General features: G+C 54.1%; 17 protein-coding genes and 1 pseudogene. 2 read left to right on the forward strand and 16 right to left on the reverse strand.

The features are described 5' to 3' along the window. Positions 1-228 precede the first annotated feature (228 nt). Positions 229-558 (forward strand): plasmid mobilization relaxosome protein MobC, encoded by a 330-nt coding sequence (gene mobC, locus HMPREF0240_RS11475; RefSeq protein ID WP_002590579.1) that lies wholly within the window; start codon positions 229-231, stop codon positions 556-558. After that, a complete protein-coding gene (locus HMPREF0240_RS11480) occupies positions 519-1,865 on the forward strand; it encodes a relaxase/mobilization nuclease domain-containing protein (RefSeq protein ID WP_002590578.1) in 1,347 nt (448 codons plus the stop codon). Before mobC ends, HMPREF0240_RS11480 begins: the two co-directional genes overlap by 40 nt. Before the next feature lie 180 nt (positions 1,866-2,045). Here HMPREF0240_RS11480 and HMPREF0240_RS11485 read toward each other — a convergent pair whose 3' ends face one another. From HMPREF0240_RS11485 to HMPREF0240_RS11555, 16 genes and pseudogenes are all read right to left on the reverse strand, one after another. Further along, entirely contained in the window at positions 2,046-2,411 is a 366-nt protein-coding gene (locus HMPREF0240_RS11485; protein ID WP_002590577.1) for a cysteine-rich VLP domain-containing protein, read from the reverse strand. Beyond that, entirely contained in the window at positions 2,408-2,614 is a 207-nt protein-coding gene (locus HMPREF0240_RS11490; RefSeq protein WP_002590576.1) for a transposon-transfer assisting family protein, read from the reverse strand. Before HMPREF0240_RS11490 ends, HMPREF0240_RS11485 begins: the two co-directional genes overlap by 4 nt. A gap of 2 nt (positions 2,615-2,616) precedes the next feature. Next, positions 2,617-3,570 (reverse strand): hypothetical protein, encoded by a 954-nt coding sequence (locus HMPREF0240_RS11495; RefSeq protein WP_002590575.1) that lies wholly within the window; start codon positions 3,568-3,570, stop codon positions 2,617-2,619. 3 nt (positions 3,571-3,573) lie between these two features. Then, complete coding sequence (locus HMPREF0240_RS11500) at positions 3,574-6,930, reverse strand: antirestriction protein ArdA (RefSeq protein WP_009003583.1); 3,357 nt, start codon at positions 6,928-6,930, stop codon at positions 3,574-3,576. Positions 6,931-7,169: 239 nt separating this feature from the next. After that, complete coding sequence (locus tag HMPREF0240_RS11505; RefSeq protein WP_009003584.1) at positions 7,170-9,260, reverse strand: DNA topoisomerase 3; 2,091 nt, start codon at positions 9,258-9,260, stop codon at positions 7,170-7,172. A 15-nt stretch (positions 9,261-9,275) separates the two neighbouring features. Further along, positions 9,276-9,464 carry a hypothetical protein gene (locus tag HMPREF0240_RS11510; protein ID WP_004607959.1) on the reverse strand — a complete coding sequence of 63 codons (189 nt, stop codon included), beginning with the start codon at positions 9,462-9,464 and terminating at the stop codon, positions 9,276-9,278. Then, positions 9,461-10,180, reverse strand: a complete 720-nt coding sequence (locus HMPREF0240_RS11515; RefSeq protein ID WP_009003585.1) for a DUF4366 domain-containing protein — start codon at positions 10,178-10,180, stop codon at positions 9,461-9,463. Before HMPREF0240_RS11515 ends, HMPREF0240_RS11510 begins: the two co-directional genes overlap by 4 nt. Further along, entirely contained in the window at positions 10,173-10,451 is a 279-nt protein-coding gene (locus HMPREF0240_RS11520) for a DUF4315 family protein (protein ID WP_009003586.1), read from the reverse strand. The genes HMPREF0240_RS11515 and HMPREF0240_RS11520 overlap by 8 nt, the downstream gene beginning before the upstream one ends. A gap of 42 nt (positions 10,452-10,493) precedes the next feature. Next, positions 10,494-12,563, reverse strand: coding sequence for a CD1108 family mobile element protein (locus HMPREF0240_RS11525; protein WP_009003587.1), 2,070 nt, complete (start codon positions 12,561-12,563; stop codon positions 10,494-10,496). A 35-nt stretch (positions 12,564-12,598) separates the two neighbouring features. Then, entirely contained in the window at positions 12,599-13,558 is a 960-nt protein-coding gene (locus HMPREF0240_RS11530) for a site-specific DNA-methyltransferase (protein WP_009003588.1), read from the reverse strand. Next, complete coding sequence (locus tag HMPREF0240_RS11535; protein ID WP_002590567.1) at positions 13,555-15,999, reverse strand: VirB4-like conjugal transfer ATPase, CD1110 family; 2,445 nt, start codon at positions 15,997-15,999, stop codon at positions 13,555-13,557. Before HMPREF0240_RS11535 ends, HMPREF0240_RS11530 begins: the two co-directional genes overlap by 4 nt. Then, positions 15,944-16,351, reverse strand: coding sequence for a PrgI family protein (locus tag HMPREF0240_RS11540; RefSeq protein ID WP_002590566.1), 408 nt, complete (start codon positions 16,349-16,351; stop codon positions 15,944-15,946). Before HMPREF0240_RS11540 ends, HMPREF0240_RS11535 begins: the two co-directional genes overlap by 56 nt. Positions 16,352-16,528: 177 nt before the next feature. Beyond that, positions 16,529-17,398 carry a VirB6/TrbL-like conjugal transfer protein, CD1112 family gene (locus HMPREF0240_RS11545; RefSeq protein ID WP_002590565.1) on the reverse strand — a complete coding sequence of 290 codons (870 nt, stop codon included), beginning with the start codon at positions 17,396-17,398 and terminating at the stop codon, positions 16,529-16,531. Positions 17,399-17,417: 19 nt separating this feature from the next. Then, positions 17,418-17,633 (reverse strand): Maff2 family mobile element protein, encoded by a 216-nt coding sequence (locus HMPREF0240_RS11550; protein WP_002590564.1) that lies wholly within the window; start codon positions 17,631-17,633, stop codon positions 17,418-17,420. A gap of 487 nt (positions 17,634-18,120) precedes the next feature. Beyond that, the gene (locus tag HMPREF0240_RS24665; protein ID WP_002590563.1) at positions 18,121-18,291 is read right to left on the reverse strand and encodes a hypothetical protein; all 171 of its coding nucleotides are present in this window, start codon (positions 18,289-18,291) and stop codon (positions 18,121-18,123) included. Beyond that, positions 18,284-19,342: pseudogene (locus HMPREF0240_RS11555) on the reverse strand (TraM recognition domain-containing protein); the annotation flags it as partial. The pseudogene HMPREF0240_RS11555 and the gene HMPREF0240_RS24665, both read right to left, overlap by 8 nt. Between the last annotated feature and the right edge of the window lie 289 nt (positions 19,343-19,631).

Here is a 19,631-nt window from a genome sequence, read left to right on the forward strand (position 1 = left end):
AATCTTTTTTGAGGATTGCAGCGTTTTTCTTTTGCGTAAGTTTGGCAAAACCGGGCATAGCTCCGTAGTAAGGCATAAGGGCATAAGGGATAAAAATATTCATAGCAAGCATAGGAAGCGGGTACCCACTTCCGTATTTTCCCCCTCCCGCGCTGCGGCGCGTCGGTTGAAAATTGCTTGTTGGGAAGTGTCCCAAACCCTCGGAACGGAAAGGAAAGGAGCGAAGCAATGGACGGACGGAAAAGGACGGTGCAAATCAAATTCAGAGTGACGGAAGCGGAACGGGATTTAATACTGGAAAAAATGAAGCTCGTTCCCACCCGGAACATGGCGGCATATCTGCGGAAGATTGCCATTGACGGGTATATCATTCAGATAGACCACGCCGATATAAAGGCAATGACCGCAGAGATACAGAAAATCGGTGTCAACGTCAACCAGATAGCCCGCCGCGTGAACGCGACGGGGAACGCATACCAAGAGGACATAGAGGAAATAAAGGGGGTGCTTGCGGAGATATGGCGGTTACAAAGATTAAGCCTGTTAAAAGCACCCTAAGCAAAGCCCTTGACTATATCGAAAACCCGGACAAAACGGACGGGAAAATGCTCATATCCTCTTTCGGCTGCTCCTATGAAACGGCAGATATTGAGTTCGGCTATACCCTCTCGCAAGCACTGGATAAGGGCAACAATTTAGCCTTTCACTTGATACAGTCCTTTGCGCCGGGAGAGGTAGACTATGAGAAAGCCCATGAAATCGGAAAACAGCTTGCCGACGCGGTGACAAAGGGGCAGCATGAATATGTTGTGACGACGCACATTGATAAGGGGCATATCCATAACCACATTATTTTCTGCGCGGTGAATTTTGTAGACCACCACAAGTACAATTCCAACAAAAGGAGCTATTACGGCATACGGAACATGAGCGACAAGCTGTGCCGGGAGAATGGCTTGTCCGTCGTCGTCCCCGGCAAGGGAAGCAAGGGAAAGAGCTATGCGGAATATCAAGCGGAAAAGACGGGTACAAGTTGGAAAGGCAAGCTAAAGATTGCCGTTGACGCGCTTATCCCCCAAGTTTCCAGTTTTGAGGAATTGTTGCAGCGGTTACAGGCGGCGGGCTATGAGATAAAGCCGGGGAAATATGTATCATGCCGCGCCCCCGGACAGGAACGCTTCACCCGCCTAAAAACCCTCGGCGCAGACTATACAGAGGAAGCCATAAGGGAACGGATAGCGGGCAGACGGGCAAAGGCGGCGAAAGCCCCCGGAGAGCAGCGCGGCGTTTCGCTGCTTATCGACATTGAGAACAGTATCAAGGCGGCGCAGAGTAAGGGCTACGAACAATGGGCGAAAATCCACAATCTGAAACAGGCGGCAAAGACCATGAATTTCTTGACGGAACACAAGATTGAACAGTACGCGGATTTAGTCAGCCGGATTGAGGAAATGGCAGCGGAAAGCGGACAGGCGGCAGACGCATTGAAGAACGCGGAAAAGCGGCTTGCGGACATGGCGGTGCTTATCAAGAATGTTTCCACCTACCAAAAGACAAAGCCCGTCTATGACGCATACCGCAAGGCAAGGAACAGGGAGAAGTACCGCGCCGGACAGGAACAGGCGATTATCCTACATGAAGCCGCCGCAAGGTCGCTGAAAGCGTCGGGCATTGCGAAGCTCCCGAACCTCGCCGCGCTGCAATCGGAATATGAAGCCCTCCAAGCGCAGAAAGAAGCCCTTTACGCCGACTATGGGAAGCTGAAAAAGAAAGTCCGGGAATACGATATAATCAAGCAGAACATTGACAGCATTTTACAGGCAGACAGGCAGCCGGAACGGGAAAAGGGAACAGAGCGCGGATAAGGGCAAAAAAAGAACAGGGCGCGGAAAGCCAGTATATGACTTCCGCGCCCTGTCTTTTTATGGGTGCTTTTTTTGTGAATGTTACGCAGTAGAACGCCATTTTCGGGGGTAAAGGTATAAAGTACCGCCTATCTGATTTTCACGCCCGGAAAGCCCTGTAAATCAAGGGATTTTCCGCGCCTACTGCGTAACAGGGGCGCGTCTTTTCCTCATGCGCTCGGCGGCTTGTCTGCGGGTGATACGCTTCCGGCAGTCGGGGCAGTATTTGACGCTGTTGGAGCTTGACGCAAAGAACGCGCCGCACTCGGTACACTTCTTCCTGTCCCCGGTCTGGTAAAGCTCCGCATAGAGCAACTTGTCGGCGGGAAGCACCGCAACCCGGAACCACTTGCAGAGAAGCGAATAGGAAATAAGCTGCGGACATACGCACTCGTCCCCGTCGTCCAGTAAGATACAGTTCCCGTTATCGCAGTTGCAGCACGTCCGGCGCACAAGCGCATTTACTTTCCGGCTCTGGGGCGGCGTCAGCCGCTTAATCTCGCTCATGCTTCATCAGCGGCGTAAATGGGAAGCTCCGCAAACTCCGCTTCGCCCATGCGCTCCACTTTGGCAAGGGTACGGGCGGCAAAGCCCCGCATTTCCCCGTCCATAAAGGGCAGCGCGGCGTTCATGGCGACGATAAGCCCCTGTCGGCTCCCGGTCTTGTAAATGCTCAAAAGGTTTGTTTCCTCTACGGTCAGTTTTGTCATGTTCACACCTCCAAATCGTGATTTTTTGTTTTCGCCGCCGCCTTTTTCGGGGCGGTCTTTGCCTTGTCTGTTTTAAGCTGCGCCCGGACAGAGGGGCGGGGCTTCCTTATCTCCCTGTCCCGGTTCTCCCCCTTGCCAATCAGCGCATACGTCCCATGTCTGCCCTCGATTTTGGAAAAGGAAAGGGTCTTGTAAGGCAGCATGGAGAAAAGGCGGTCAGTGTCCTTTGTGGCTGCAAGCTGCATGAACGCCGGGGAAAGCTCCACCATGAAATGGGTCTTGTTGGGGCTGTTCGGCTCATAGTGCCGCTTCATTTCCCGCACAATGCGTCGCGCTTCCGTTTCAATCAGCCCGTCCCGCAATGCGGCGATATGCGCCTTGAAATCCCCCTGTGGAAGCTGCTCCCGGCTGCGCCGTTCTTCCTGTAAGAGCGATTGCAGCGCGTCCGGGTCGTTTGGTACGGCTTCAAAGCGTTCAAACTTCCCAAGCTCATAATCGGGATTGCCGTTGAAAAACTGTCCGGCGGGTATCTCCCGTTCCCCATGCTCATAAATCAGCTTCACCGTATCGGCGGGCAGCTCCTTTTCCTTGACGCGCTCATAGTGTTTAGCGTAGTCCAGTTCGTACAGATTGCCCTTGATTTTCCCGCGCTCCGTTCCCGTCAGCTCGATTGCATAGGCAAGGACGCGGTCGCTCGTCTGCTCCATGTAGAAACGCCATGTGTTGTGGGGCGCGGTGTCTTTGAGGAAAACGTCGCGCTCCCTAAAGCAATGCGTCCCGGACGGGCGGCAGAACCACAAAAGGGTCTTGTCCTCCTTGCGGGGGCTTGCCGCCGCCTTTGCGATAATCTCCTTGTCAATCTCCAAGTCGCTCTGGTAAAAGCCTGTGTTCTGCTTCATAACCGCATTGAGGGAAGCGAACAAATCCACGTCCTCAAATTTACTCTGTTCCGGCATGGGTCAGCTCCTTTCCAAATCCTGTGATTTCTGCTTTGCGTTTTTCTTCTGCGCCTTTTCCTTGTCAGCCCTAAGCTGCGCCCGGATAGAGGGCTTCTTTTCCGGCTTCGCTTCCTTGCCGCGCTCCCTGTCGGCTTTGACCGCGTTAGCCAGGTCAACAAGGGAAATTGTTTCTCCCGCCTTAACCTTTGCTTCCAGTTCGTCAACGGTAGGGGTGTTGTTGATGATACCGTCAAAGCTGTTGTCGTTCTGCTCTACGGTGTCCTCGACGTACTTCAACGGGTTTTCCTTTTCCGGCTGCTCTGCGGCAACGGCAAACGCCCGCGTCCCGTTCCCCATAATCAGATACTTTCCGTCGTCCGACTGGTGGTGAAAGCCATATCCGGCGGTTTCTATCTGCTCCCGGCTCATGGCGGTTACATGGAAAGTCCCCCTCGGTGTCTTGATAGTTTCGCCCGTTTCCAAGTCGTCCGGGGTAAGCTGCTTCTGCTCCTGTAAAAACTCCGGCACTTGCCGGAAGCCTACGCTGTCAACGAAATGCGCCGCGTCCTGTCCGTTCTGATGAAGCACTACCACGTCCGAAACGGAAAGGCTGTGTCCCTTAAAGTCTTTGGGGTGGTCGATATTGAAACGGGTGTAAATATCTTCAAGGGAAGTTTCCGGCGCAAGGGGCGCGGTATAGACAAGCTCATAGTTCGCCCTGTCAACCACATTCCCCGCCGCCTGCAGGCGGTCGTAAGGCTCAAAGCGGAAGTCCCTTGTTTCGTCCCCGCCCTTTATCTGGTAAATGGAAAAGGTGTCCTTGTCCTGTCCGGCGGTCTGCGCCGTTTCCTGTGCCTTTGCGTAAAGCTGCTTTACGTCGCCCTCGGTCAGCTCGCCGCCTTTGAGCTGCCCCATAAGCTCGCGGCATTTCTCCGGCGTTCCCGTATAAAGCACGTCGCCCATTTTCGCCCGCCCGTTCTCCTGTGTCACATAGGCTTGCAAGAGGTGGCTGTTTTCCCGGCTGTCGCTGTAAGGGTTCCGGCGCACTCTGTAAATCGTTTCCGGGGTAAAGGCTTCTTTCGGGGCTGCGCCCGCCTTTTCCTGTGCGCCGGATTTTCCCGGTGCGGCTGCTTCCGGCTGCTCTTTCCCGGCTGTATCTGCCTTTGCCGGGGCTTCCGGCTGCGGTGCGGCTTCCTGTCCCTCTCTGGTGGTCTGCTCCTGTCCGGCGGTCTGCTCCTTGTCCTGTGCCTTTTGCAGCTCCGCTAAGTTCTCGTCTATGGAATTGATAATCTCGGCGGCTGCGCTGCGGATTGTTTCAAGGGAACTTTTCAGCTCGGAAAGCTCCCGCCCGCTGCTCCACCCGGCGACATAGCCGAAAGAGTAGTCCGACGTGTCAAGCCCGTAATGTTGGCAGACGGTATAGGCGACGCTTTCCGCTTCGACTTCGCGGGTGCGGCGGTCAACGCGGGGCTGCTCGTCCTTTGGTGCGTTGAGGTCAATGTCGTGCAGCTTCGCATGGGCGATTTCGTGAATGGCGGTCTTTAAGGTCTGCAATTCGCTCATGCCCTCGTTGATAGCAATGCGCTTGTCCTCCAAGTGGTAGTAGCCATGAGAGCCGCCCCCGATATTCTCAAAGGCGATAGGAACGGGAGAAGTCTTTTCAAGGGCTGCGAAAAAATCCTTGTAGCGGTCAACGTCGCCCGTCAGCTCGTCCACCGCAATGTCCGGCAGCTCCTTTCCCTCGGTCTGGGAAACGTCAAAGACAGATACCACCTTGTAGGCGGGTATCTTGACTTCCTTTTCCTCGGTGACGGGCTTCCCGTCCTTGCCGATTATGGGCTTCTGCGTGTGTGGGTCTATCTTCTCCACTTCCTGTCTGATTTTGAACGGCGACGGGGCAATGATTTTAATTCCCTTTTGCCCTTTCATCACGTTACGCCCGAAATTATTCTTCCAAGCGGAAAAGCCCGCCACAAGGGAAGCGTCCGGCTTCTGCATGGCGATAAGCAGCGTATTGTTGAAGCTGTAATTATGGAATTTTGACATGACTTTCAGATATTCCCGGTAACGCTCGCTGTCAAAGAGTTCCGCAATGCCCTGTTCCAGACGGTCGGTAATCTCTTTGAGCTTTTCGGCGGGCTTCTCGCTCGTCAGCACGATAGGGATAACCGGACGCGGCTCCTGTGGCTGCTCTGCGGTCGGTGTCATTCTCTGCCCCGGCGCGGCTGCGTCCATTTCTACCTTTGACGGGTCGGGTCTTTCCGGCTGCGGGGGCTGCGGCGTTACCCTGTATTCCTGTGGAACGTCGCGCCCGTCGTACCATTCTGTAAAGGTGTTGCGGTTGTTGTAGATATAGCCCTTTTCGGTAAACATACCGTCGTCGTTAATGGAAGCGTCGCGCCCGTATTCCTCATACATGAAATACCGTTTCACTTCGTCGGATAGCTCCGGTTCTTCCAGTTCATCAACCAGATAATGCCCGTATTCTTCTTCATTGTGGACGGACGGATAAATCCAGTAGCAGTCAAGGTTTTGTGCAAGGTTGATAATGTCCTGTAAGCTGTCGGCATGGTCGCCGTATTCAATGGCTGCAATGAATTTTTCCCTGTCGTCGTCAAACTGCATTTCCAAGAGCTTCCCTAAATAGTTCAGCTCGTCGGGGTGGGAATACTCGCTTAAATGTTCCGTCAAGCCGGGGATAGTGGATTGAAATTCTGTGAAATGCCATTCCTCATAGTGCTTGAAGTCAATCCCGATACGGTCAAAGACTTCTTTCAGATGTTCGGCAGTCGTGGGGAACGTCACCCATTCGCCCGCGGGTCTGCCCTCGGTGTACTTTCCAAGATTGGAAAGATAGCCGCTTAAAATCGGTTCTGCCATTTGTTCGCTCCTTTCTTTTTCAATCATGCGGTGCATAAGCTCAAAATCTTCAATGCTCATGCTCCCGTCAAATACATAGGGGTTAAAATCCGCCCCGTCCCGGTAGGGCTTTTCGGAAAAGGGAAGCCCCGCTTCATGGGCGGCTGCCCTCGCTTCCTCGATAACCTCCGGGGGAAGCCTGTCGTCATGCGCCCCGATAAAAGCGTCAATGTCGTTCATGCTGTTTTCGTAGTGGTAGCGCACTCCGGCGGTCAGCTCGTCAAGGCTCATGTCCCCGCCTAAATGCCCGCAGTAGTAGCCGTTTAAGATAACGGCGGCGGGGTCGGTGCTTTTGATTTCCTCTAACCGGCTCCTGTCCTCCGGGTAGAGCGTATCGTCCATATCAAGATGAAAATATTCCGCGTTCCATGAACGCCCCTGTTTCCAGAACGCCACCCATGCGATACCGTCCCTAAGCTCGTCTTGATAGTCCTTTACGGTGTCCCGTAAACTTGCCATAGTGAAAAACCTCCTTTCTCTGCGGCAGCGTCATAAGCTGCATTTTTTGGCTGCATGGTCTACTACGGGTACGCCCGCATTTCTGCCAAAGATTTTTGAAAATTATTTGAGGGTGAAGCCCTCCGCAAAAGAGGGTTTGGGAAACTTCCCAACAAGCAAAATCCCCGTCCGGCGCGGCAGCGTCGCAACGGGGATTTACGGAAGTGGGTACCCGCTTCCTATGCTTGCTATTCCAGTTTTTAGTTCTTCCGCACTTCGATACGGTAGTTGACGTATTTCCCGCCAGTGTCAGCCAAAACGACAGTTCCGTCGTAGGTCTTGCCTGTTTTCGGGGAATAGAGCTTCTTCACATTCGCCTTGCCGGATTTAAGGAGCGCGGCGGCAATCTTCGGGGAAAAAGCGGTCTTGCGTTCCTCAAAGAAACGGTCGTTCTTCCACATCACAAAGGCACATTCCCTGTTGCTGCAATAGTAGCTTTTCTTCCCCTCATGGACGGGGGAACCGCACCGGGGGCATTTGCCGATAGAGGGCTTTTCCTCTCTGAACAAGCTCTTTTTGTCCTCCTGTACGGCGGCGTGTGTCTGCACAAGCTCCCGCGCCATAGCTTCAATGCCGGACAGAAATTCGCCGGGGTCTGCGGCTCCCTTTGCTATCTGCGTCAGATTGTTTTCCCATTCTGCGGTAAGCTGCGGGGAAGTCAGCATATCCGGCAGCACTGATATAAGGGCGGCTCCGTTCTGCGTGGGGATAAGCTGCTTGCCCTTGCGCTCCGCAAAGCTGCCCTTTACCAGTTTTTCAATGACGGCGGCGCGGGTGGCGGGGGTGCCAAGCCCCCGGCGTTCCGCGTCCGGGTCGGTGTCCCCGTTCCCGGCTCGCTCCATAGCAGAGAGAAGCGACGCTTCGCTGTGGGGCTTCGGCGGGGTCGTGGTATGCTCCGTTACCTTTGCGGCGGGGTTTTCAAAGCCCTGTCCCTCGGAAAGCTCCGGCAGCGTCACGCCCTCGATTTCCCCGTCCTCCGGGTCGGGCTTCTGTTTCAATGTCGCCCGGTATCTGCGTTCAATCTCTTTCCACCCGTCAGAAAGAACCGTCTTTCCCCGCGCCGTAAACTCCGTATCAGCGCATGAGAAAACCGCCGTAACCGCTTCAAAGATATGCGGCTCGGCGGTGGCAAAGAGCAGACGCGCCCCCGCAAGGGTGATGATATTTCTCTCACTTTCCGGCAGCGCGTCCGGGTCAGCCTTTGCAAGCTCCATAGTGGGAATGATTGCGTGGTGGTCTGATACTTTTTTACTGTCTGTTACCTTTGCAATATCCGGCGTGAAGTCTGCGCCCGCCATAAAGGGGAGCTTTTCGCAGAGCAGCGCGATAATGCCCGCTGCGGTGCCGCCCATGTCGTCGGTGAGGTAGCTGCTGTCCGTCCTCGGATAAGTCAAGAGCCGCTTTTCATAAAGGGCTTGTGCAAGGTCAAGGGTCTGCTTCGCGGTGTAGCCGAAAATGCGGTTTGCTTCCCGCTGCAAAGAGGTAAGGTCAAAGAGCTTCGGCGGGGCTGCGCTCTTTTTCTCTCTGGTGACGGAAACACATACCGCTTTCCCCGCTTCGCAAGCCCCTTTCAGCGCGTCGGCTTCTGCCTTGTCTGAAATCCTCCCGCTTGCCGCTTCCGCGCCGGATAGACATAAGCGCACATGGTAGTATTTTTCTTTCTGGAAATGGGAGATAGCCGCGTCCCGGTCAGTGAGCATTTTAAGGGTCGGGGTCTGGACGCGCCCCACGTTCAAGGTCTTTCCATACAGGCATGAGAAAAGCCGGGTGGCGTTAATGCCGATAAGCCAGTCAGCCTTTGCGCGGCAGAGGGCAGACGCAAAGAGCGCGTCATATTCCCGCCCGTCTTTGAGGGAAGCAAAGCCCGCCTTGATTGCCCCGTCCTCCATTGAGGAAATCCACAAGCGGCGCATGGGCTTCTTGCAGCCCGCCACTTCGTAGACAAAGCGGAAAATCAGCTCCCCCTCGCGCCCCGCGTCACACGCATTTATCACTTCCGAAACGTCGGCGCGGTGCATAAGCTCCTTTAAGGTCGCAAACTGCTTTCCCTTGTCCGGGTCAACGGCGTACTGCCATTCCTCCGGCAGAATGGGTAAGCTCTCAAAACTCCATTTTTTATATTGCTCCCCGTAGGCGGCAGCTTCCGCAAGCTGTACCAAATGCCCGACGCACCATGAAATGAGGCAGCCGCCGCCCTCGATATATCCGTCTTTCTTTTCCTTAACGCCAAGCGCGGCGGCGATAGTCTGCGCCACGCTCGGCTTTTCTGCAATCACAAGTCTAAGTGCCATGAAAAAATCCTCCTTTCAGCGTTCCGGCTCACTTGCCTTTTTCTCCTGTACCTGTTTCAGACAGTAGCCCACACAAGGGAGCTGCCCTTTGTACGGACAGGAAGCGCAAGCCGGGGAATGGGGAACGGGCGGCGCATTGTCACGCCGCCCGCCCGGTCTTTGTATCATCATCTTTTCAAAGGGATTGTCGGTAAACAGGGTCATGCTTCCTCGTCCTCCTGTTCTTCATCAGAAAGCCCGTCCCCCTCGTCCGGCTCCGGCTCGTCCTCGTCGTAGTCGTCAAAATCGAAATCTTCAAGGTCGGTGCCGCCCTTGACGTTTTGCTTCGGCTTCATAAACTTAAAATAATAGAACGCGCCCCCGCCGCCAAGAAGTGCCACGACAAGGAAAAGCACAAGCCCGCCCGCATTGCCTTTTTCTTTGGGCTGCTCCGGCGGTTCTTCGGTTTCCGGCTCCGCTTCCTTGCCGCTGCAAGCGGTCATGTTCTCCTTGCAGACGGGGCAGCTCACATTTACTTTCCCGGCTTCGCATTTCTCGGTGCAACTGCAAACGGCGGGCGGGGCTGCTTCGGTGCTTCCGTCCTCCATAAGTGCTAAGAGGTCGGCTTCGTCTACTTGATTAAGGAAATGTACAGTATTCTCGCCCTCGTCGTCCCGGTCAATGAGGATATAAAAGTAATTGCCGTTTTTGGTCGTTACGGTGATAAGCTGCTTGTTGCCGCCGAAATCGTCTACAAGGGTCGCGTTCCCGTCCGGGGTAAGGGGTTCTTCCCTTTCGGGTTCCTCGTAGACAACGCCGCTGTCGTCGGTGTCGTCCTGTCCCTCCGGGGTCTGTGCAAAGGCGGTGACGGAAAAGCCGCCCATACAGATAAATGTGGTAAGCAGCACAAAAAAGCTGCGGATAAATTTGCTCTTATTCATTCTCGGTGTCCTCCATTTCTTCGTTGTCATGGTCTGCGGGTTCTGCGGGGTAGCCCGGCGCGGCTTCCATGCCCGGAATACCGCCCCCGGAAAGCATAGCGGAAAGCTCATGCGGGGAAAGGCGCATGGAGCGCACAAGCTGTACGATTTGCAGGTTTTCCGCTTCGGTTTTCTGCGCTTCAAGCCCCCTTAATTTGTTCTGGTACTCGGTGATTTTCTCGCGGGTCTTTGCAATCTCTTTGTCGATACGTTCAATTTTGTTCATAGCCATAAATCAATTTCTCCTTTCAGATTTTCAGTGTTATGTTTGCTTTTAGTTCCAGTTCATCAGCCCGTAGCCCTTGATACAGGAGTAATTAACGGGATAGCTCTTTATCTTGCAGGCGTCACCGGAATTTCCCTCGACAGTATAGACGCGCTCCCCGTCCGTTCCGATAACAAGCCCCACATGGTCTGCGCTCCCGTCCCCGTCCCAGTCGAAAAAGATAGCGTCGCCGGGGGCGATATTCTCATAGCCCCTCGCGCCCCATTGCCCGCGTGACTGGAACCAGGGTACGCCCTGTGACTGGCACCCGGCAAAGCGCGGCTCCGATAGCCCCGTCTGTCCGTAGCACCATGAAACGAAACAGGCGCACCATTCCACGCGGCTGTTAAATCCGTACCAGCTCCAAAAGGGTCGCCCGCCCACGTTGCCGACTTGCCGCTTTGCAAGGTCTACAACGGCGGTGTTGCCGGGGCGTGTGCCGTTTACAAGCTGTACGCCGCTTAAATCCTCGGACGCGCCCATATCGGGGGAGCCGCCGCCGAAAATCAGCGGCTTGTTGCCGCTTGTTTCCAGATAGACGCGGTACATTTCAAGCTGCTGTGGCGTTAGAAGTTCCGCCCCAATCCCGGAAATGGGCTTGCTCGTCAGCTTCACGTTGAGGATATGGTATTCGTAGGGTACTTCCTCGGTGGTCGTTTCCCCTGTTTCCGGGTCGGTGCTTGTTTCTGTGCGGTAGCGGATTTCCGTTTCTTCCGTCAGCGTCAAGGTGTACTGCATGGCAAAGACGCGGTTTAGTTCTGCCTGTGCGCTCTGCGGGGTGTAGGTCTGTAAAAGGGCGGTGAGGTAGGACGCTAATTCGTGAGGGTTATGCCCGATACTGTCAAGGTCATAGCGGTATTCGTCATAGCCGGGGTGGGTGCTTTCGATATTGTCAATCTGCTGCTGAAGCTCGTTTTCCTTTGCGGCGTAATTGTTCTCCGTCGCCACAAGGTCGCTGTCCTCCGACGTGTAGGAAGTCCCAAGTATGCCGTTCATCAAGCCGGAGAACATGGAACCGCAAGAGGAAAGCCCCGCCGATACCATGATGAATAAGAGCAGCGCGGCAACGGCGATACATACGCCCGCCGGGTGCCGCCCTACAAAAGCGATTGCCTTTTTTGTTTCCTCGGCGGTCTTTTTTGCCGCCTTGCGGGTGTTCTCTGCGGCTTTCTGCGCCGTTTTTGCGCCGCCTTTCCTTGCTGTCTTTGCATACTGCCGCTTGATTTGCTGCTTCTGCATGAAGCGGGAAAGGGGATTGCCCGCAATCTGCGGATTGTCATGCAGGGCTTTGTGGTACTGGAAATCCACATTCGCCTTGAACGCCGCTTTCTCTGCCTTTGCCGCCGCCCGGTAGGGTTTCAGCTTGTGGCTGCGGTAGCCCTCCTTGACTTTCCGCGCCCCGTACTTTACGCCGCGCTCTGCCAGTTCTTCGGATTTGTGCGCCCCCTCAACGCCGGAATTGTCCTTTTCAACGGAATGTATCTTGTTGTGGACGAAAATACCCGCTTCCTGTGCGGGGCGGGATAGCGGGTTATTGTGGGGTTTGTTCTTTCCTGTGGGCTTTTCCCGTTCCTCAAAGCGTAGGCGGGTCTTGCCTTTCCCGGTGGCTTCATCAAAGGTGCGCTCCCGTACAAGTTTCTTTTCTTTGGGGATAGCCGCCTTTGCAGCGTCCAGACGGTCGGCTGCTTTGTCTGATTTTCGGATATACTTTTCAAGCTCCGGCGTTGCCCGTTCCTCGTCGGTAAACTGCAAGCGGGAAGATTTTTCTTTTGCTTTGGCTTCTGCCTGTGCTTTCCTCGCCGCCTTTTCGCTCGCCTTTCTGGTACGCGCCCCGTCGATACGCTCTAAGACGCGCTCGGCTGCGGCGGTGTCCTGTTCCCGTTCTGCCCCCGGCGCATGGGGAAGCGGCGGCGCGGCTGCTGTGGGCGTGGGAGCTGCGCCGCCCGGTATGGTCTGCGCTGCCTGTTCCGGCTGCTGCGGTGCTTCGGTCTTTGCAAAGTCCGCGTCCCTTATCCGCTTGCTGATACGTTTCTTTTTCCCGGTGGCGGCGTTTACCTCGACAGCCCCCTCGCGGGTCATTTTCTGCGTGACTTTCTCACGCGCTCGATACTGTTTTATTTTTCTGTCCCTCCAATCCGCGCCCTTGCAAGGGCGCAATACTCGGCGTTTATCTCAATGCCTATATAATGCCTGTGAAGCTGCTTTGCGGCTGCCCCCGTCGTGCCGCTGCCGAAAAAGGGGTCAAGCACAACGCCGCCTTTCGGACAGCCCGCCTTGATACAGGTTTCGGCAAGTTTTGGCGGGAACGCGGCGAAATGCCCGCCCTTGTAGGGAACGGTATTGATAAGCCACACGTCCCGCCTGTTCCGCATGGTCGGCATGAGGGCTTCGTCGTAGTAGCTGCCGCTTCGCGCCCGGTTAAGCCCCTGTACTTTCCCCTGTCCGGGTATTTCGTCCGCATATTTCTGTCCCGCGCTGCGCCCGGTGCGGTACCGCGCCGCCGTTGTGGGGGCTAACGGCTCGGCTATGGCGGCTGCGTCATAGAAATACTTCTTTGACTTTGTAAGCAGAAAGATATGTTCATAACAGCGGGTAGGGCGGTCTTTCACGCTCTCCGGCATGGGGTTTTCTTTCTGCCAGATAATATCGCTCCTTAAATACCACCCGTCAGCGCGTAGGGCAAAAGCCAAGAGCCAAGGGATACCGATTAAATCCTTTTGCTTGCAGCCCGCCGCCTGTCTTGCGATTGATACGGCTTGCCCGTTCCTCCCTTTGGGGTTCTTCGGGTCTGCATGGTAGCCCTTATTTCCTGTGCCGCAGTAGGTGTCCGCAATGTTCAGCCAGAAAGTACCGTCAGAACGCAGTACCCGGCGCAGCTCGCGGAAAACCTCGGTCAGCCTGTCAATGTACTGCTCCGGCGTGTCCTCCCGCCCAATCTGCGCGTCAAGCCCGTAATCCCTAAGTGCATAGTAGGGCGGGCTTGTGACGCAACAGTGTACGCTTTCCTCTGGAAGCTCCCGCAAGGCATAGAGCGCGTCCCGGTTGATGATTGTGTCAGTTTTCAGCCCGTTCATGCTTTGCCCACTTCCTCCGGCTTCGTCGTCATTACCCGGTAAAGCTCGGTGTCTTTCGGGAAGCGGTCTACAAAGGGCAGCACCACGTTTCCATAGAAGATAAGCCCCTCGCCCGCTTCGGTGTGGGTGACATACTTCATCTGCTGCGGGGAAATGTTGAGCTGCTTCGCAAGGATAGCCCGGTCGCCCGCCGCTTGATTGAGCATGAGGACAAAATCAGAGTTTTCAAAGATATTCTCCACTTCGCGGGAAGCAAGCAAATCTTTGACGTTCTGCGTAATGGCTGTGGGTATGCCGCCCCATTTACGGAAACGCTTCCAAATCTCCACGCTGTACGCGGCGGTCTGTTCCTCTTTCAAGAGAAGATGAAATTCGTCCATGTAGTAGCGGGTGGATTTCCTTTCTGCCCGGTTGACGGTGACGCGGTTCCATACCTGGTCCTGCACAATGAGCATACCTAACTTTTTGAGCTGCTTCCCAAGCTGCTTGATGTCAAAGCAGACAAGGCGGTTGTTCAGCTCCACGTTGGTACGGTGGTTGAACACGTTAAGGCTCCCGGAAACGTAAAGCTCCAACGCCGCCGCGATACGCGCCGCTTCCGGCTCCGGCTGCTTCAAAAGCTCGTCGTAGAGGTCGCCCAGAATAGGCATTTTCTCCGGGTCGGGGTCTGCAAGGAACGGACGGTACACGTTCCGAACGGCGCGGTCAATGACGGTCTTATCGACGGGCTGCAAGCCCTCCTTGCCGCCGATTACAAGCTCGCAGAGGGAGAGGATAAAGTCGGATTTCAGCGCAAGGGGGCTGTCGTCCTCGCTGTAATTGAGGTTAATATCCATAGGGTTCACATACTGGGGCTTCCCGTCAATGCCCTTGCCCGTAGGGGATAACCGTATCACTTGCCCGTCAAGCCGCTGCACAAGGGAAAAATACTCCGCTTCCGGGTCGCAGATGATAATATCGTCGTCCGTAATGAGGAAAGCGTTTGTCATTTCCCGCTTTGCCGCAAAGGATTTCCCGCTTCCCGGCGTACCCAAGATTAAGCCGTTGGGGTTTTTGAGCTGCTTGCGGTCGCAGAGTATCATGTTGTTAGAAAGGGCGTTCAAGCCGTAGTATAAAGCCGCGCCCGTCTGGAAAAGCTCCTGTGTGATAAAGGGGATAAAGATAGCTGTGCTTGAAGTCGTCAGCCCCCTTTGAATGGCGATAAGGTTCTCCCCAAGCGGTACAGAGGACATAAGCCCCGCTTCCTGTTGGTAGTCAAGGCGGGTGAGGGCGCAGTTGTTCTTCTGTGCAATGCCCGCCGCCGCGAACACGTCATTTTCCAGTTTCCTTTTTGTGTCTGCCATGTTCACCACAAGGAACGTGAGCAGAAACATACGCTCGTTGCGGCTCTGCAAGTCCTGTAAGAGGTTCTTCGCTTCGCTGCCGAAAGTGGCAAGGTCGGACGGTATAATATCCATGTCATAGCCGCTGCGTACCGCCTTTTTCTGTTCCTCGATTTTCATTTTGTCAAGGTCGGTGATTTTCCGCTTGATTGTCTTTATGGCTTCGGTCTGGTCGATACTGTGGATATGCAGATTGACGATAACGCCCGTTTCCAAGTCCAGAATATCCGATAAGATACGGTCGTTTAATTCCGGGGCAAGGATTTCAAGGAATGAAACCGCGCCGATTTTGCGCCCCATGCGGAAGTAACGCCCCTCGCCAAAACGGAAAGAGGACGGGGCGATAAAGTCCTTTGTGGAAAGCCCGGACGGGGCAAGCCATGAAAAATCAAAGGCAAACTGCCCGCACTCCGGGTGGAAAATGCCATGCAGCATTTTGAGCCGTTCATAGCCTGTCATGGGGCGGGCGGCTACGCCCAAGAGCTTAAAATTGTTAAGTACGTCCGTTTCGATACGGGCAAGGCGGGATTTCGCCGCGCCCAGACTGTCGGCTTCAATGGCAAAGGTGATGTATTTTGCTTTGACAAGCCCGTTGTTGCCCTTTGCAAGCTGGTTTTGCAGCATATCCCCGTATTCGCTGCGGATAGAGTTGAAAGCGTCGTCCTGTGCCGGGATATTGACCGCCTTTTCCGCTTCGCCCCGCTGCGTCCCTTGATTGATGAAAGAGAGCTGCACCGAAACGGAAGCGTCAAAGTAGTTGAGGAAGTCGCACCAGTTCTCAAAAATGGCGGTCTTGTCGTCTGCCTGTGCAAGCTGATAGTTAATATCTTCAAAGGCGACGGTCTTTGAGTATTTACGTTCCGTAACCTTGCAGATACCGTCCGGGTACATCTGGATATAGGGGATTGTCTGCTGCGCGGTATGCGCTTTCCCGTCGCCCTTTGCCTGTCTGATGATTTCCGCAATCTGCTTCTTCTCGGCGCGGGTGAGCTTGCGGGGCGGGTTAGCCTTTGCGTGTGCGTTTCCCGCCGCGCTGTTTCTTCGTGTTTCCTTTTGCAATCGCTGATACCTCCTTTTCAAGTTTTCTCTGCCGTTCTAAGACGGAATAAAGGTTGTCTGTCCTGTATGGTCGTTCTTTGGGGGCTATGAATTTTGTCTGAATGATGTTTTTTATCACCACTTCAAGGGGCTGTCCATGCTTCTCATACATGGCAAAGAGGAAACAGGGCAGCATGACGGCAATCATAGCCATAGACGCAAGGCTTGTGCCTGTGCTGTCTTTGAGCAGAAAGAAAAGCGGCAAGCCCAAAATGAGGGCTACCGCGAAACATACAATCTGCCGTTTGGTAAGGTTGAAAGCTACTTTTGTCTTGACTTTGGATAAGTCTTTGGGTACGGGTACATACGCCAAGTGGAAACCTCCTTTCTCTGGTTTTTTTGCTGCTGTAAGTTCCCATAGGGGTAATCAAGGCAAAGGTCAATCTATGCCCTTTGCCCGTCCCTATTCTATGGGGTTCTCCCGCGTCAAGGTCGGGTAGTATTTTCGCCGCTTCGCTCTGAAAATCTCCACCCTGCCCTTGACACGCCGCTAATGCGCGGAGAAAATCGACTTCGCCAGTGCGCCGGATTTGAACAGGGAGAAACAGAGGATAACGGTATAGGCTGCAAGGGAGAAAATCGCGCTGTGCAGATTGTCCGCTATTATCATGTTGTTCACCAGTACGGCGTAAATGCCGACGCATATCATTATGAGGAAGCCTTGAAAGCCAAGCGCGAACAGGGATTTTAGGTAGTTGTTCCCTATCTGTCCCCATTCCCGGTTAGTCATTGTTGCGAACGGGATAGGCGATACCGAACAGTAAAGGTAAATTTCTATCATGCGCCCGTAGAGGATAACGGTTATCAGTACGGACATTATCTTCATGCACAAGCTCACAAGGCTTGTTTCCATGACAAGTAAGAGCAGTTCGGGGATTTCCATAGCGTCAAGCCCGCTCTGCATGGAAGCAAGGGCGGCGGCAACATCAATGTTCGTGCTGCCGCCGATAACCCCCGCCGCGCCGGAAACAACGTGCTGCGCCATATCGAACACCGCCATAGTGATGTCAAAGGTATGCGTCACAAGGTAGACTGCGACGTAAGCCTTGAACACCCACTTGAAGAACATGGAAGTGTCAACGTCGTGCATATTGTTCTTTTCCGTTACCATGCTGATAAGCTCATAGCATAGGACGTAGGTAATGACAAGCCCCGCAATGGGTACGATTACATTCTCCGATAACGTCCGTATCATGGAGAAGATACCCGCGTTCCACCCTTGCGGGGTCTGCCCTACCTCGGCGGCGATAGTGCCGACTTTCTCGTTCACGTCCCCGAACATAGTTGACAGATTACCGTTTATGGCTCCTATGAGGATTTCCTTTATCCATTCGTTAATCGCGTCAAGTATGCTCTGCATAAGCCTTTACCCGCGCTTCTTAACCGAACAAGCCGGAAAGTAGCGGTACAAGGGTCATGCCGATAAGGGCGACACCGCCGCCCGCCATGAGCTGCTTCATGCCCTGGCTTTTCGCGCCGGGATTGTCGTTGCCGTAGCCCTCCATGAGGTTAATCACGCCCCAGATACCAAGCCCGGCTCCCAGAGCTACAACAAGGGTCTGCAAAACGCCTACTGCCGAATTAAAAAATGCCATAAAGTTCTCCTTTCTTGCCGCGTGTGCGGCTGCCCGAAAAAGGGCATAAAAAACGGCGGTCAGTTTTGATAACTGCCGCGGTCATAAGCCCGCCGGGTTGGGCGGGTTCCCCACGCCGCCTAAGTGTCTGCGGCGCGGCGGTATTCAGTTGTAAGGGGCGCGGCTCTTGCCGCTGTGTGCTGCGCCGGAAAAGTGGGGGCGCGTATCATGTAGCCTGTGTTTACGTTCTTGATGTTAGGTCAGCTCCTTAAAAAATCTCTTTTTGAATGACAGGTAGGATAGGTTGGGCTTCCGTAGTCGTCGGCGTTGTGGGAATGTGGGTAACTGGCTGTCTTATGGAGCTGTGGGAAACGCTGTTTGCAGGACGTGGGAAAGCTGCCCTTTGCTTTTCCATGTGCTGTGAATGGCGTTTTCCATAGCGGAATAGCCTGTTATCCACATTTCCATGACGCAAGGGGCGCGTATCTCATAGCCTGTATTTCTTCCTTTAATCGCAATCCCTCCTTTCTCTCTGGCGGTTCTTTTCGTAGAGCCGTTCACAAGCTGCGATAAATTCCCGGATTTCAGCCCGCCGTTTCGCTTCCTCGCGCTGCTGCTCCATGCGCCCGCCCATAATCAGCACAAGGCGCGGCTTCTCCTTTGGGGAACGCTCATTCATTGTCTGCGTCCTCCTGTAAATCTGCCGCGTCAATCTCGTAATAGTCAAAGACTTCATCGGGCTTGACGATAGCGGGGCGGCGGCGCAAGTGCTTCTCCATGTCAAAGGCGTTCTTCGGGTCTGCGTCGGAAAGGTACTTGTATTTCGGGTGCTTCGTTATGTCGAATTTGTCCGAAAAGAACGGGCGCACCCCGCGTAGCTGCAAGATACATTTCCCTCCGTCCATGACCGCGATTTCATCTTCCGTCATAAGCTGCTTTCCCAATTTCTGATAGTTCAGCCCATGCGAAAGCTCCCGCCCTCTGGTTTCGGACGTGTTGAAGCTGTCAATGGTTTCTTTCCCTAAAATCTCCGATATTTCTTTGAGCGTCGTTTTCTCCTTGCCGCCAAGAAAAAGCGTGGTGTCGCAGTTGCCGACTATGGTATCGGCGTTGTCCTTGTAAATGGCTTTTAGCTGTGACTGGCTCTGCAAGATGATTGAAGCGGATATTTCCCGGCTCCTTATGGTGGCTATGAGCTTTTCAAACTTCGGTATCTGCCCGATATTCGCAAACTCGTCTAACAGGCAGCGCACATGGACGGGAAGCCGCCCGCCGTATTCATCATCTGCCTTGTCGCAAAGCAAGTTGAATAGCTGTGTGTAGAGAATACTCACGACAAAGTTAAAGGTGTCGTCTGTGTCGCTGATAATGACGAAAAGGGCGGTCTTTCTGTCGCCTATGGTGTCAAGCTGCATTTCGTCGGTTTCCATAAGCTCGCGCAGCTCCTTGATGTCAAAGGGTGCTAACCTCGCGCCGCAGCTAATTAAAATCGACTTCGCCGTTTTGCCCGCCGCAAGTTTGTATTTGCGGTACTGCTTGACCGCGAAATGCTCCGGGTCTTTTTCTTCCAGACGTTCAAACATGAGGTCAACCGGGTTCTGGAAGTCCTCGTCGTCCTCGCGGGCTTCCGACGCATTTATCATTTCAAGCAGCGTCGTGAAGTTCTTTTCCTCGTCCGGGGCTTCATACCAGATATAGCCGATTAGCGCGGTGTAGTAGAGCTTTTCCGCTTATAGTGATAGGTAATCCTTTGAAGTTATCGCCGGATTTTCCCCCACTCCACACCGGACGTGCGACTTTCACCGCATCCGGCGTTCCATCGGTTGTTTTCACAAGCATTTAATCAATCACCAAATGAAATGTTAGTTTTCTATTGCGGACAAACCAGCCTGCTGGCGCAGACTGTTCACTTTTAACATCAGTTCCTTTGTTGCCTTGAGCGTGTCGGCTATCTCTTTTAGCTCATTCTTAGGACACTCTTGCAGGAGTGGAAGAAATCTATTATGGAACAAAATCATA

The sequence above is a fragment of the Clostridium sp. D5 genome, assembly GCF_000190355.1.
Taxonomy (GTDB): domain Bacteria; phylum Bacillota; class Clostridia; order Lachnospirales; family Lachnospiraceae; genus Faecalicatena; species Faecalicatena fissicatena_A.

Bases quoted from the DNA above. Each gene is read 5' to 3' on its own strand.
- HMPREF0240_RS11520 (WP_009003586.1), bottom strand. From the start codon at position 10,451: ATGGCTATGAACAAAATTGAACGTATCGACAAAGAGATTGCAAAGACC.
- HMPREF0240_RS11515 (WP_009003585.1), bottom strand. From the start codon at position 10,180: ATGAATAAGAGCAAATTTATCCGCAGCTTTTTTGTGCTGCTTACCACA.
- HMPREF0240_RS11485 (WP_002590577.1), bottom strand. From the start codon at position 2,411: ATGAGCGAGATTAAGCGGCTGACGCCGCCCCAGAGCCGGAAAGTAAAT.
- HMPREF0240_RS11530 (WP_009003588.1), bottom strand. From the start codon at position 13,558: ATGAACGGGCTGAAAACTGACACAATCATCAACCGGGACGCGCTCTAT.
- HMPREF0240_RS11525 (WP_009003587.1), bottom strand. From the start codon at position 12,563: ATGACCCGCGAGGGGGCTGTCGAGGTAAACGCCGCCACCGGGAAAAAG.
- mobC (WP_002590579.1), top strand. From the start codon at position 229: ATGGACGGACGGAAAAGGACGGTGCAAATCAAATTCAGAGTGACGGAA.
- HMPREF0240_RS11505 (WP_009003584.1), bottom strand. From the start codon at position 9,260: ATGGCACTTAGACTTGTGATTGCAGAAAAGCCGAGCGTGGCGCAGACT.
- HMPREF0240_RS24665 (WP_002590563.1), bottom strand. From the start codon at position 18,291: ATGAATGAGCGTTCCCCAAAGGAGAAGCCGCGCCTTGTGCTGATTATG.
- HMPREF0240_RS11510 (WP_004607959.1), bottom strand. From the start codon at position 9,464: ATGACCCTGTTTACCGACAATCCCTTTGAAAAGATGATGATACAAAGA.
- HMPREF0240_RS11550 (WP_002590564.1), bottom strand. From the start codon at position 17,633: ATGGCATTTTTTAATTCGGCAGTAGGCGTTTTGCAGACCCTTGTTGTA.
- HMPREF0240_RS11480 (WP_002590578.1), top strand. From the start codon at position 519: ATGGCGGTTACAAAGATTAAGCCTGTTAAAAGCACCCTAAGCAAAGCC.
- HMPREF0240_RS11490 (WP_002590576.1), bottom strand. From the start codon at position 2,614: ATGACAAAACTGACCGTAGAGGAAACAAACCTTTTGAGCATTTACAAG.
- HMPREF0240_RS11545 (WP_002590565.1), bottom strand. From the start codon at position 17,398: ATGCAGAGCATACTTGACGCGATTAACGAATGGATAAAGGAAATCCTC.
- HMPREF0240_RS11500 (WP_009003583.1), bottom strand. From the start codon at position 6,930: ATGGCAAGTTTACGGGACACCGTAAAGGACTATCAAGACGAGCTTAGG.
- HMPREF0240_RS11495 (WP_002590575.1), bottom strand. From the start codon at position 3,570: ATGCCGGAACAGAGTAAATTTGAGGACGTGGATTTGTTCGCTTCCCTC.